This window comes from Rhizobium sullae, assembly GCF_025200715.1.
Lineage (GTDB): Bacteria > Pseudomonadota > Alphaproteobacteria > Rhizobiales > Rhizobiaceae > Rhizobium > Rhizobium sullae.
Window position 1 is genome coordinate 2799460 of sequence record NZ_CP104143.1, and the last position, 12925, is coordinate 2812384.

Annotated in this window: 11 protein-coding genes; all 11 read right to left on the bottom strand. The window is 59.6% G+C overall.

Going from position 1 to position 12925, the window contains the following annotated elements; translation table 11 throughout:
- Positions 1 to 74: 74 nt before the first annotated feature.
- Entirely contained in the window at positions 75 to 1670 is a 1596-nt protein-coding gene (gene serA, locus N2599_RS14225; RefSeq protein ID WP_027508134.1) for a phosphoglycerate dehydrogenase, read from the bottom strand.
- Between the two features lie 84 nt (positions 1671 to 1754).
- On the bottom strand, positions 1755 to 2933 hold the full coding sequence (locus tag N2599_RS14230) for a phosphoserine transaminase (protein ID WP_027508133.1): 1179 nt from the start codon (positions 2931 to 2933) through the stop codon (positions 1755 to 1757).
- A 182-nt stretch (positions 2934 to 3115) separates the two neighbouring features.
- Positions 3116 to 3952, bottom strand: a complete 837-nt coding sequence (locus N2599_RS14235; protein ID WP_027508132.1) for an outer membrane protein — start codon at positions 3950 to 3952, stop codon at positions 3116 to 3118.
- 218 nt (positions 3953 to 4170) lie between these two features.
- Positions 4171 to 4503 (bottom strand): cytochrome C oxidase subunit IV family protein, encoded by a 333-nt coding sequence (locus N2599_RS14240; protein ID WP_027508131.1) that lies wholly within the window; start codon positions 4501 to 4503, stop codon positions 4171 to 4173.
- 8 nt (positions 4504 to 4511) lie between these two features.
- Positions 4512 to 5234: a heme-copper oxidase subunit III family protein gene (locus tag N2599_RS14245; RefSeq protein ID WP_027508130.1), complete on the bottom strand. Its 723-nt coding sequence runs from the start codon at positions 5232 to 5234 to the stop codon at positions 4512 to 4514.
- A gap of 10 nt (positions 5235 to 5244) precedes the next feature.
- The gene (locus tag N2599_RS14250; protein ID WP_027508129.1) at positions 5245 to 5952 is read right to left on the bottom strand and encodes a cytochrome c oxidase subunit 3; all 708 of its coding nucleotides are present in this window, start codon (positions 5950 to 5952) and stop codon (positions 5245 to 5247) included.
- The gene (gene ctaD / locus N2599_RS14255) at positions 5949 to 7724 is read right to left on the bottom strand and encodes a cytochrome c oxidase subunit I (RefSeq protein WP_027508128.1); all 1776 of its coding nucleotides are present in this window, start codon (positions 7722 to 7724) and stop codon (positions 5949 to 5951) included. The genes N2599_RS14250 and ctaD overlap by 4 nt, the downstream gene beginning before the upstream one ends.
- Positions 7725 to 7756: 32 nt before the next feature.
- Positions 7757 to 8581 (bottom strand): cytochrome c oxidase subunit II, encoded by an 825-nt coding sequence (locus tag N2599_RS14260; RefSeq protein WP_027508127.1) that lies wholly within the window; start codon positions 8579 to 8581, stop codon positions 7757 to 7759.
- A gap of 131 nt (positions 8582 to 8712) precedes the next feature.
- Positions 8713 to 9099, bottom strand: a complete 387-nt coding sequence (locus tag N2599_RS14265; RefSeq protein WP_027508126.1) for a c-type cytochrome — start codon at positions 9097 to 9099, stop codon at positions 8713 to 8715.
- A gap of 234 nt (positions 9100 to 9333) precedes the next feature.
- On the bottom strand, positions 9334 to 10686 hold the full coding sequence (glmM, locus tag N2599_RS14270; RefSeq protein ID WP_027508125.1) for a phosphoglucosamine mutase: 1353 nt from the start codon (positions 10684 to 10686) through the stop codon (positions 9334 to 9336).
- A gap of 244 nt (positions 10687 to 10930) precedes the next feature.
- Complete coding sequence (ftsH, locus tag N2599_RS14275; protein ID WP_027508124.1) at positions 10931 to 12862, bottom strand: ATP-dependent zinc metalloprotease FtsH; 1932 nt, start codon at positions 12860 to 12862, stop codon at positions 10931 to 10933.
- Positions 12863 to 12925: the final 63 nt, after the last annotated feature.

Sequence of the window (12925 nt, forward strand, 5' to 3'; positions counted from 1 at the left end):
TTCCAGCCATTTAAAAACTTTGCCCGGCGCAGTCCCCTGCGCCGGGCTTCGGTATTCTTTCTTGGGAGGAAATTTCAGTCGACCGGAAAGACCAGATGCTTCGCCTGGCGGATTGCCGGGTGAGCTGTCAGTTTGGCGAGAACGTCGTCGCCGATCGGGCCGTCGACGTAAAGGAGCGCGATCGCATCACCACCCTGCTTGTCGCGGCCGAGCTGGAAGTTGGCGATGTTGACGCCTGCTTCCCCGAGCGTCGTGCCGATGAAGCCGATCATCCCGGGAACGTCGGTGTTTGCAATGTAGACCATATGACTGCCGACATCGGCGTCGAGATTGATGCCCTTGATCTGGATGAAGCGCGGCTTGCCGTCCGAGAACACGGTGCCGGCGATCGCGCGCGTCATGCTCTCTGTAGTCACCGTGAGCTTGATGTAGCCGTCGAAGACACCGGTCTTGTCGCGCTTGACCTCGGAGAGCACGATGCCCTTTTCCTTGATCATGATCGGTGCCGAAACCATGTTGACGTCGGCAACCTGCGTGCGGATCAGACCGGCCAGCAGCGCGCTCGTCAACGCCCGGGTATTCATGTTCGCCGTGGCGCCGTCGTAGAGGATCTCGATTTCCTTGATCGGTTCATCGGTAACCTGGCCGACGAAAGCGCCGAGAACGTCGGCGAGCTTGATGAACGGCTTCAGGATCGGTGCCTCTTCAGCCGTAATCGACGGCATGTTGATAGCGTTGGAAACCGCTCCCTTGATCAGATAGTCCGCCATCTGCTCGGCAACCTGCAGGGCGACGTTTTCCTGCGCTTCGGTGGTCGATGCGCCGAGATGCGGCGTGCAGACGACGTTCGGCAGGCCGAAGAGCGGGCTTTCCTTGGCAGGCTCGACTTCGAAGACGTCGAAGGCCGCACCCGCGACATGGCCGGCCTTGATCGCTTCGGCAAGTGCTGCCTCGTCGACGAGGCCGCCGCGGGCGCAGTTGATGATGCGCACGCCGGGTTTGGTCTTGGCGAGGTTTTCAGCACCAAGGATACCGCGCGTCTTGTCGGTCATCGGCACGTGCAGCGTGATGAAATCCGCCTTGGCGAGCAGTTCGTCCAGCTCGACCTTGACAACGCCCATCTCCTCGGCGCGCTCCTTGGAGAGAAACGGGTCATAGGCGAGGACGTGCATCTTCAGACCGATGGCGCGGGCACAGACGATCGAGCCGATATTGCCGGCGCCGATGACGCCGAGCGTCTTGCCGGTGATTTCGACACCCATGAATTTCGACTTCTCCCACTTACCGGCCTGCGTCGAAGCATCGGCCTGCGGCAGCTGGCGAGCAACTGCAAACATTAGGGCGATCGCGTGCTCGGCGGTCGTGATCGAGTTGCCGAAGGGGGTATTCATGACGATGATGCCGCGGCGCGAGGCAGCCGGGATGTCGACGTTGTCGACCCCGATGCCGGCACGACCTATGACCTTGAGGTTGGTCGCGGCAGCGATCAGCTTTTCCGTCGCCTTCGTGGCCGAGCGGATGGCAAGGCCATCATAGTTGCCGATGATTTCGGCGAGCTTGTCCTTATCCTTGCCGAGCTGCGGCTGGAAATCGACTTCGACGCCGCGATCGCGGAAAATCTGGACGGCGGTTTCCGACAATTCGTCGGATACGAGAACGCGAGGTGCCATTGGGGGCTTCCTTCAAAAGTGTTCAGCGATGGTAAAATGGGAATGCGAGGCTCCGCTCAGTAAGCGGAGCCGGATGCGATCACGTCAGGCAGCAACCTGTGAAAGCGTCACCTTCTGCGTCTCGAAGGCCCAGGAAAGCCAAGGCATCAGCTTCTGCATGTCAGCGGTCTCGATCGTGGCGCCCGCCCAGATACGCAGACCGGACGGCGCGTCGCGATAATGGCCGATGTCATAAGCGACACCTTCCTTCTCGAGCAGCGAAACGATGCCCTTGGCGAAATTCGCCTGGCCGTCGGCATCGAGTGCCGCAACTTCCTTGTCGACGATCTTCAGGCAGACCGATGTGTTCGACGCCGTCTCCGGCTTCGCAGCCAGGTTGGCGATCCAATCGTTGGCGGCAACGAAATCGGCGATGACCTTGGCATTCGCGTCGGCTCTCGCCATCAGCGCCCTGAGGCCGCCGATCTGCTTTGCCCAGAGCAGCGCATCGAGGTAGTCCTCGACGCAGAGCATGGACGGCGTGTTGATGGTTTCGCCTTGGAAAATGCCTTCGGAGAGTTTGCCGCCCGAGGTCATGCGGAAGATTTTCGGCAGCGGCCAGGCCGGCGTATAGGTCAGTAGGCGTTCGACAGCACGCGGGGAAAGGATGATGACGCCATGTGCGCCCTCGCCGCCGAGAACTTTCTGCCAGGAGAAAGTGACGACATCGAGCTTGGCGAAATCGAGGTTCTGCGCGAAAGCGGCAGACGTCGCATCGCAGATCGTCAAGCCCTTGCGGTCGGGCGGGATGAAATCACCGTTCGGAACTCGGACGCCAGAAGTCGTACCGTTCCAGGTGAAGACCACGTCGCGGTCGAAATCGACGGTGGAGAGATCTGGAAGCTCGCCGTAACCGGCTTCGAGCCTTCGAACATCCTTGAGTTTCAATTGCTTGACGACATCGGTGACCCAACCTGCGCCGAAGCTTTCCCAGGCGAGCATATCGACGCCGCGCTCACCGAGCAGCGACCAGAGCGCCATTTCGACGGCGCCGGTGTCGGAAGCCGGGACTATGCCGATGCGATAGTCCGCCGGCACTTCCAGGATTTCGCGGGTAAGATCGATGGCCTGCTTCAGCTTCGTCTTGCCGACTTTCGCGCGGTGCGAACGGCCGAGAGCCGCGTCGGAAAGAGCATCGAGCGTCCAACCGGGGCGTTTCGAGCAGGGGCCAGACGAGAAATGAGTATTTTGCGGACGTACGTCCGGCTTCGCGGTCTTCGCCATGTGCTATCCTTCCAGATAGATAGCTCCTCGTTGGGGAGGAGTGTCCCGCCGCCGTGGATATAGATGACGTTCGTTATAGTCAACGGGGAAGTGTCGCAGGCTGAGGATTTTTTGACGCAGGCGCGATGGGGCAAAATGAAAAAGCCGCCCCAAAGGACGGCTTTCGGATTGCGGTATCAATCTTACTTGTAGACCGGCTGCTGCAGCGGAATTTCCGGCGGCGGCTCGTAGCTCGCCTGCTGGCATCCGCCGAAAAGGTAACGGGCGCCGACGCGGGCTTCGTGAACGTTGAAGCCCTTGTCGCGGCCCGGACCGCCGTTGCTCGCGTAGCCGAACATGCTGCCGCCATCCACATGCAGGAAGCGGTAGCCGATATCCGCCTTGACGTTGCAGGTCACGTCAATCGAAGCGCCGGCCATGAGCGCATAGCTGAAGCGCCAGCTGCCACGGCCGCCATGGGTTACTTCGCCATCGCAACCGCCGCCATCATCCTGGCAGGAAACATTGCTCAGGTTCTTCCATTTGACGTAGGAGCCGCCGATACCGCCACCGACATAAGGTGTAAAGACACCGTAGGTGCCGAGGTCGACATAAGCATTGGCCATCAGCGTCCAAGCCGTCAGAGAAGAGACGTCCCTTGAGGTGCAGGCTTCGAGCGGAAAGCCGCACTGGCCGACCGTCGAGCCGCGGAAATCAGCCTTGGTCAGATAATCCAGCGTCAGATCCGTCCGGAAATAGTTGTTCACCTGGTAACCGACACCGCCGCCGACCGTCCAGGAGTCACGCAGCTCGGCGCTTTCGAAATCGATCTCGTTGGCGTTGCTGCCCTGGAAGTAGCGGGCGCCGCGCAGGTCAGTGAAGCCGTAACCGACATCGCCGCGCAGATACCAGCCGGTCGATTCAGTCACCGCGACTTCCGGCGGCATTTCCGGCACGGGCTCGATAGGAGCTAGATCGGCCGCAAGTGCATTTGATGTGACAAGCAATGCGGCAAAGATGCCGAACAAGCTTCTTTTCATGATCCACTCCAGAATCCAGTTGCATTGGCAGAGCGGACTCCCTGCCAACCTGATACGCTTTGCATGGATAATGAATCGGAAACGTTAAAAGCTGCTTAACCCTAAACATTAACTACATATTTTACCAAAGAACATGGCTGTGGAGCCCATTGAATTTAAGGGGACCAAGCTGTAGCCGAACAATTCTTTGATTATCTAAAATTCAACAGGCAGCTATGTTAGAGACCGACGCTGGAGAAGGTCAACCGCGTGAAGATCGTGTAGTTCGACTCAGAAACCATCATCGCGACGAAAACAAGTACCAGGACCGGCGGCAGGAGGATCGCGTAAACAAGCGCCAGCCGCTCCCAGGCCATGTGCATGAAAACGGCGACGATCAGGCCCGCCTTCAGCACCATGAAGAGCAAGATCAGGACCCATCGCGCATAGCCCTGGATTCCGAAATAATCGACGAGGTAGGAGAAGGTGCTGAGGACGAAGAGCAGCCCCCAAGCTAGGAGATAGAGCTTGACCGGGTGCTGCTGTCCGGAATGCGCTTGCGCCTGTGCCATGGCTGTCCTCACCACAAGTAGAAGAATGCGAAAATGAACACCCAGACGAGATCGACGAAGTGCCAGTAAAGGCCCATGATCTCGACGATCTCGTAATTGCCCTTGCGGCTGGTGAAAAAGCCCCGCCGCTCCGTATCGAAATCACCCCGCCAGACCTTTCGCGCGATGATGAGAAGGAAGATCACGCCGAAGGTGACATGGGTGCCGTGAAATCCGGTTATCATGAAGAACGATGAGCCGAATTGCGCAGCACCCCACGGGTTCCCCCAGGGCCTTACGCCCTCCGAGATCAGCTTCGTCCATTCAAACGCCTGCATGCCGACGAATGTCGCGCCGAGAACCGCTGTCAGCAGCATCAGGGCCGCCGTGCGGCCGCGCTCGCGGCGGTATCCGAAATTGACGGCCATCGCCATCGTACCGCTGCTGCTGATGAGGATGAACGTCATGATGGCAATCAGGATCAGCGGCAATTCCTGTCCGCCGATTTCGAGTGCGAAGACCTCGCTGGGATTGGGCCAGTTGACGGGCGTCGACATGCGCGCGGTCATATAGGCAAGGAGGAAGCAGCCGAAGACGAAGGTGTCGCTGAGGAGGAATATCCACATCATGGCTTTCCCCCACGAGACGTTCTTGAACGCCCGCTGGTCGGACGAAAGATCCGCCGCGATCCCGCGAATGCCTTCGGGCCGCTGGAGCGTTCCGCCGGTTTCTGCTTGCGTATATTCAGCCATCCTTCATCCCTCACGAAATCAGCTGGCGGCAGAGATCGACGAAATCATTCGCCCAGCCGGCAAAGAGTGCGAAGAGAACCACCCAGACGAAAAGCATGAAATGCCAGTAGACGGCGCAGAGATCGAGGCTGAGGTGCAGCCTGCGGGCAGGGAAATGACCGTCGAAGGCCCTGCCCGTCGTCCGGCCGAGCACCGCGAGACCGCCCAGGATGTGCAGGCCGTGCAGGCCGGTCAGCATGTAGAAGAAGCTGTTGGCAGGATTGTCGGCCAATACATACCCTGCCGCGGCAAGTTCCCGCCATGCCATGACCTGTCCGGTGAGAAAGAGGACCGCCGTCGCAAGCCCCAACAGAAGCGCGGCCCGCATGGTGTCGCTACGGCCGCGGCGTGCCTCGAGCTTGGCCCATTCGAGCGCCGCGCTGCTAAGCGCGAGCATGGCGGTGTTGACCCAGAGCAGCCGCGGAATGGGCGTCGCCCACCAGTCGGTTGCCGCCATCCGCATGAAATAGGCGCTGATGAGAAGCGTAAAGAGAGCGCCGACCACAGCGAGGAAAATGCCGAGGCCGACACGGGCGGGCTCGATCGCCAGCCGCTTTTCGCGGGCCGAATCCGTCACCAGCCCCACTTCCAGCCACGGCTTGGAGGTCAGCCGGTGTTGAGCCATCCACCAGAAAACGATGACCGCGATCACAGCCAGGAAGATCAGCATGACGCTCATGAGGCTGCTCCCGCCGTCCTGCCGGTGCCTGGATCATTCTGCGGAAGGAAGTCCTGGTCATTGCCCGGCACGCTGTAATCATACGCCCAGCGGTAGACCACCGGCAGTTCCTTGCCCCAGTTGCCGTGCACAGGCGGGGTCTGCGGCGTCTGCCATTCCAGCGTCGTTGCATGCCACGGATTGCCGCCGGCTTCCCGGCCCCTGAAAAGGCTCCAGATCAGATTGAAAAGGAAGACGATCTGCGCTGCGCCGACGATCAGCGCGGCAACCGTGATGAAGACGTTCAGCGGGGCGGCGGACGCCGGAACAAAAGCCGTTTCGCCGAGCTCGTAATAGCGGCGCGGCACGCCCACGAGGCCGAGGTAATGCATGGGAAAGAAGATCGCATAGGTGCCGACGAAAGTGATCCAGAAATGAATTTGCCCTAGCACCTCATCCAGCATGCGCCCGGTCACTTTCGGATACCAGTGATAGATCGCACCGAAGATGACCAGGATCGGCGCTACGCCCATCACCATATGGAAATGCGCGACGACGAACATCGTATCGGACAGTGGTACGTCGACGACCACATTGCCGAGGAACAGCCCCGTCAGGCCGCCGTTGACGAAGGTTATGATGAAGGCGAGCGCAAAGAGCATCGGCAGCGTCAGGTGGATATCGCCGCGCCAGAGCGTCAGCACCCAGTTGTAGACCTTGATCGCCGTCGGCACCGCTATGATCAGCGTCGTGACGGCGAAGAAGAAGCCGAAATTCGGGTTCATGCCGCTGACATACATGTGATGCGCCCAGACGATGAAGCTGAGCGCCCCGATGATCAGGATCGCCCAAACCATCATGCGGTAGCCGAAGATGTTCTTCCGCGCATGCGTGCTGATGAGATCCGAGACGATCCCGAAGGCGGGAAGCGCCACGATATAGACCTCGGGATGACCGAAGAACCAGAAGAGGTGCTGGAAAAGTATAGGGCTTCCGCCACCCTGCTGCAGCTGCGTGCCCATCTCCACGATGGCGGGCATGAAGAAGCTCGTCCCGAGCAGCCGGTCGAACAGCATCATGACGGCAGCGACGAAAAGTGCTGGAAAGGCGAGCAGCGCCATGACCGTCGCGGTGAAGATTCCCCACACCGTCAGCGGCATGCGCATCAGCGTCATGCCGCGCGCCCTTCCCTGCAGCACGGTCACCACATAGTTCAGGCCGCCCATCGTGAAGCCGATGATGAACAGGATCAGTGACGACAGCATGAGAATGATGCCCCAGTCCTGCCCACCTGGGGTGCCTGACAGGATGGCTTGCGGCGGATAAAGCGTCCAGCCGGCGCCGGTTGGTCCGCCGGGCGCGAAAAATCCGGCGACCAGCACCAGCACGGCGAGCAGATAAATCCAGTAGCTCAGCATGTTGGCATAGGGAAACACCATGTCCCTGGCGCCGAGCATCAGGGGAATGAGGTAGTTTCCGAAGCCGCCGAGAAACAACGCGGTGAGAAGATAGATCACCATGATCATGCCATGCATGGTGATGAACTGATAATAGTGCTCCGCGTCGATGAAAGCGAAGTAACCGGGAAAGGCAAGCTGCAGGCGCATCAGCCAGGACAGGACGAGCGCCACGAAACCGATCGACATCGCCGTCACCGAATATTGGACGGCAATGATCTTGGCATCCTGGCTGAAGACATATTTCGTCCACCAGCTCCTCGGATGGTAAAGTTCCACATCCTCGACTTCCGCAGGCGGGATGACCTCCCCGGCGCCCGATCGAATATCGACCATGATATGTCCGTCCTCCCTGTTCCTCCGATAGACTACTGCGCCTGTTCTGCCGGCTGCGCTTCCCCCGATGCCAGCATCTGCGTAAATGTCGTCTGCTCCTCCAGCCAGGACTGGTAGGCGACCTCCTCATCGACCATGACCGTTCCGCGCATCTGCGAATGCCCGACGCCGCACAGCTCGGCGCAAAGGATATCGAACGTTCCTGTCCGTGTCGGCGTAAACCAGAAATAGGTCACCATGCCGGGGATCATATCCATCTTTGCCCGGAACTCGGGCACATAGAAATCGTGAACGACGTCGATCGAGCGAAGCAGGACCTTGACTGGCTTGCCGATCGGCACGTGCAATTCGCCTCCCTCGACGATCACGTCATCCAGGCCGGCAGTGTCGTTCTTGTTCAGGCCGAGGGGATTCTCCGGATTGACCTCGCGGGTATCAGCCTTCCCCATTCGTCCGTCTGCGCCCGGCATCCGGAAACTCCACTGCCACTGCTGAGCGACGACCTCGATCTGGTGCGCATCAGCGGGCACGGTGATGAACTGGTTCCACACGACGAGCCCGGGCGCGAGCATCGCGGCAACCCCGACGGAGGTTACCACCGCAAGCCATATCTCCAGCCGCCTGTTTTCCGGCTCATAGGCGGCCCGGTTTCCGGGTTTGTGCCGGAACTGGAACACGCAATAGGCCATGAAGGAACCCACCGCCACGAACACCAGACCAGTGATCGCAAATGTGATCATGATGGTGTCGTCGATGTAACTCCAGTTGGACGCGATCGGCGTCCACCACCACGGGCTCAGCAGATGGAACACGACGGATCCCACGACCAGCAGAACCAGAACCAGCACGATAGCCATTGCCTGCTCCTTGAACCGCGACCCACCTGCGTGAAATCCGCAATCCGTCGATGTATTTTTAGCATTATCTCACGAACAAGTCGTGTGGACAATGACAACGGCGAAAGCGGTCCTGTGCGGGCGTTTCTGCGCTATTGGGAAAACTGCTTCAGATAAGCGATGAGATTGGTGATCTCGCTGTCGTCTTTCAGGCCAACAAACACCATCTTCGTTCCCTTTATTTTCCCCTTGGGATCGTGCAGGTAATCGCGCAGTGTCGCTTCGTCCCAAACCAGACCACCCTCGCCTGCTTTCTTCATTGCCGGAGAATAGCTGAAACTGGGGTGCGTCCCCGCCTTCCTGCCAAGGATCCGGTTCAGCGACGGGCCGACCTTATTCTTGTCCGTGTCGGCGCTATGACAGATGGCACATTTCTTGAAGACCGTCTCGCCCGCCGTGGCGTCACCCTCTTGGGCATTCACGCCGAAAGCAGGAAGCATAGCAACACATAAGCCGGCTAAAAGAACGCGATACCGCATGACAACCCAATCCTCCCAGGTTGCCTGAAACGACGGTCGGCGCAATCTCCATATCGCAATATGGCTTTGCCGTATTGTCGCCGCTGCAGGCGGGTGACACTTCTGCGATCAAGAAAAAGCTATGCCTCCATGCCGATAAGTCAATTCATCCAATCAGATTGTGCGGAAGCAGGTGACGTGGGCAAAAAAAGCCGACGCAAATGCACCGCCTTTGATCGATCATCAAAGGTAGAATTAAGCGGCGGTACGGACGCCCGAGATCGTGCCGATCAGGTCGTTGACGATGCGCTCGATCTGCGCCCGGTCGTCGCCTTCTGCCATGACCCGGATCAGCGGTTCGGTGCCGGAGGGGCGGATGACGAGGCGGCCGTTCTTGGAAAGTTCGGCTTCCGCATCGGCGATCGCCTGCTGCACCTGCAGGTTTTCCAGCGGCTTGCCGCCGGAAATGCGGACATTGCGCAGAAGCTGCGGCACCGGCTCGAAGCGGCGGCAGACTTCACTGACGGTCTTGCCGGTACGCTTAACGGCAGCAAGGATCTGCAGCGCGGCAACAAGACCATCGCCGGTCGTGCCGTAGTCCGAGAGTACGATGTGCCCGGACTGCTCGCCGCCGACATTGAAATTGTGCTGGCGCATGTGCTCGACGACATAGCGGTCGCCGACCTTGGTGCGGGCAAGACCCATCCCCTTGCCTTCGAGAAAGCGTTCCAGGCCGAGGTTCGACATCACAGTCGCAACGATGCCGTTGCCGCGAAGCTGCTGGTTCTCCGCCCAGCTTTCTGCGATCACCGCCATCAGCTGGTCGCCGTCGACGATCGCGCCGTTTTCATCCACGATGATGACCCGGTCGGCATCGCCATCGAGCGCGATGCCGATATCGGCCCGCACTTCGTCGACCTTTTTCTGCAGAGCGACGGGGCTGGTGGAACCGCAGTTGAGATTGATGTTGATGCCGTTCGGCTCATTGCCGATCGTAACGACATCGGCGCCGAGTTCCCAAAGCACAGCCGGTGCCACTTTATAGGCGGCACCGTTGGCGCAGTCGATCGCAACCCTCAGGCCTTGTAGCGTGACATCGCGCGGCAGCGTGCGCTTCGCATGCTCGATGTAGCGGTCATGCACGCCGTCGATGCGCTTGGCGCGGCCGATGTCGTCGGACTTGGCGAGCTGCGTGTGGAGATCCTTCTCCATCAGGTCTTCGATCTGCATTTCGATATCGTCGGAAAGCTTGTAGCCGTCGGGACCGAAGAGCTTGATGCCGTTATCCTCGTATGGATTGTGCGAGGCGGAAATCATGACGCCGATATCGCAACGCAGCGAACGCGTCAGCATGGCGACGGCAGGCGTCGGGATCGGACCGAGAACGAAGGCATCGACACCGGCCGCTGTGAACCCTGCGACCATGGCGTTTTCCAGCATATAGCCTGAGAGACGCGTATCCTTGCCAATGACAACGCGATGGCGGTGATTGCCGCGGCGGAAGATCGTTCCGACTGCAATGCCTACCCGCATCGCCAGATCCGGCGTCATCGGGAAGATGTTCGACTGCCCGCGAATCCCGTCCGTGCCGAAGTAACGTCTTTTCATATCGACCTCTACATTCTCAACGCGCCCAACGTAGGCTGCGCAATGCACTAAGTAAATTCAGCCAAAGGGACGAATCGCCCGAATACAAAGCCCCATTGCGGCCTGCTTATGACAGCGGCATGCCACAAATCGCAGGCGCCATCACGTAAATTACCAAGAAAATTGATTATATCCCGTTACCGACGGAAAAAGGCCGGATCTCCTGCTGGAAAATCCGGCCTTTGTTTCTTCAAGTTGCTTTCCGTCAATGCGGCTGAGGCTCGAGCCCTGCTTCCGGCTCGTCGCCCTTGGAAGCCGGGCGTATGCCGGTTTTTGGCACGGCCGAACCGCGGCTCGGCGGCGTATCGTCACCGAGGTCGCGAGCAGGCTTTTCGCCACGGAGCAGCGCCTTGATTTCCTCTCCGGTCAGCGTCTCGTATTCAAGCAGGCCTTCGGCAAGCGCGACGAAATCGTCGTGCTTCTCGGTGAGGATATCGCGCGCCTGCTGATAGGCTTCATCGATTAGGCGGCGCACTTCGTTATCGATCTTCTGCGCTGTCGCTTCCGACACGTTCTGCGTTTGCGAAACGGAGTGGCCGAGGAACACTTCCTGCTGGTTCTCGCCGTAGGAGACCTGCCCGAGCTGGTCGGAGAAGCCCCACTGCGTGACCATGGCGCGGGCAAGCTTCGTCGCCTGTTCGATATCCGAAGAAGCACCGGAGGTGATGTTCTCCTTGCCGAAGGTCAGCTCTTCCGCCACACGGCCGCCCATCATGATGCAGAGGCGCGAGACCATCCACTTGTAGCTCATCGAGTAACGGTCACCCTCGGGAAGCTGCATAACCATGCCGAGTGAACGCCCGCGCGGAATGATCGTCGCCTTGTGCAACGGGTCGGCAACGGCAACGTTGAGCGCCGTGATCGCGTGGCCGGCTTCGTGATAGGCCGTGAGCTTCTTTTCCGCCTCGGTCATGGCCGAGGAGCGGCGTTCGGCGCCCATCATGATCTTGTCCTTGGCGTCCTCGAACTCCTGCATGGTGACGACGCGCTTGTTGCGGCGTGCAGCCATCAGCGCCGCTTCGTTGACGAGATTCATGAGGTCAGCACCGGAGAAACCGGGCGTACCGCGGGCAAGAACCTTGAGATCGACATTCGGCGCCAGCGGCACGTTGCGGGCATGAACCTTCAGGATACGTTCGCGGCCGACGATATCCGGGTTCGGAACGACGACCTGGCGGTCGAAGCGGCCGGGACGCAAGAGCGCCGGGTCGAGAACGTCGGGACGGTTAGTCGCCGCGATCAGGATGATGCCTTCATTGGCCTCGAAGCCGTCCATCTCGACCAGCAACTGGTTGAGCGTCTGCTCGCGCTCGTCGTTACCACCACCGAGACCGGCGCCACGATGGCGGCCGACAGCGTCGATTTCGTCGATGAAGATGATGCAGGGCGCATTCTTCTTCGCTTGCTCGAACATGTCGCGGACGCGGCTTGCGCCGACACCGACGAACATTTCGACGAAGTCGGAACCCGAGATGGTAAAGAACGGAACATTGGCTTCGCCGGCAACGGAGCGGGCGAGCAGCGTCTTACCGGTACCCGGAGGGCCGACTAGCAGCACGCCGCGCGGAATCTTGCCGCCGAGGCGCTGGAACTTCTGCGGGTCGCGGAGGAATTCGACGATTTCTTCCAAGTCCTGCTTGGCTTCGTCGACGCCTGCGACGTCATCGAACGTCACGCGGCCATGGGCCTCCGTGAGCAGCTTGGCCTTCGATTTGCCGAAGCCCATCGCGCCGCGCGAACCGCCTTGCATCTGCCGCATGAAGAACAGCCAGACGCCGAGAATGAGCAGCATCGGCAGCAACGTGCCGAGATAGCTCAGGAAGCCCGACGAACCGTCGGTTTCCGGCCGCGCTGAAACCAGGACGTTCTTCGACTGCAGGCGTTCGAGCAAGTTGTCGTCGATGACTGGAGAATAGGTCTGGAAACTGGTGCCGTTTTCAACATAGCTTCCCGAGACACGATTGCCTGTGACGACGACTTCCTTGACGCGGCCCGCATCGACCTCACGCAGGAACTGCGAATAAGGAATGTCTCGCGAGCCGGTTTGCGCCGGCGTCGTCTGGAACATGCTGAAAAGGGCAATCAGCAGAAGCGCTATGATTGCCCACAAGGCGAAATTTCGTAAGTTAGGGTTCATTGAACTTCCCAGCACTGCAACAACCGCCTCATGGCAGCCGTCTTATTTGGCTTCTAACATAGG

Bases quoted from the DNA above. Each gene is read 5' to 3' on its own strand.
- N2599_RS14260 (WP_027508127.1), bottom strand. From the start codon at position 8,581: ATGGCTATCGTGCTGGTTCTGGTTCTGCTGGTCGTGGGATCCGTCGTG.
- N2599_RS14250 (WP_027508129.1), bottom strand. From the start codon at position 5,952: ATGAGCGTCATGCTGATCTTCCTGGCTGTGATCGCGGTCATCGTTTTC.
- N2599_RS14265 (WP_027508126.1), bottom strand. From the start codon at position 9,099: ATGCGGTATCGCGTTCTTTTAGCCGGCTTATGTGTTGCTATGCTTCCT.
- serA (WP_027508134.1), bottom strand. From the start codon at position 1,670: ATGGCACCTCGCGTTCTCGTATCCGACGAATTGTCGGAAACCGCCGTC.
- N2599_RS14245 (WP_027508130.1), bottom strand. From the start codon at position 5,234: ATGGCTGAATATACGCAAGCAGAAACCGGCGGAACGCTCCAGCGGCCC.
- glmM (WP_027508125.1), bottom strand. From the start codon at position 10,686: ATGAAAAGACGTTACTTCGGCACGGACGGGATTCGCGGGCAGTCGAAC.
- ftsH (WP_027508124.1), bottom strand. From the start codon at position 12,862: ATGAACCCTAACTTACGAAATTTCGCCTTGTGGGCAATCATAGCGCTT.
- ctaD (WP_027508128.1), bottom strand. From the start codon at position 7,724: ATGGTCGATATTCGATCGGGCGCCGGGGAGGTCATCCCGCCTGCGGAA.
- N2599_RS14235 (WP_027508132.1), bottom strand. From the start codon at position 3,952: ATGAAAAGAAGCTTGTTCGGCATCTTTGCCGCATTGCTTGTCACATCA.
- N2599_RS14240 (WP_027508131.1), bottom strand. From the start codon at position 4,503: ATGGCACAGGCGCAAGCGCATTCCGGACAGCAGCACCCGGTCAAGCTC.
- N2599_RS14230 (WP_027508133.1), bottom strand. From the start codon at position 2,933: ATGGCGAAGACCGCGAAGCCGGACGTACGTCCGCAAAATACTCATTTC.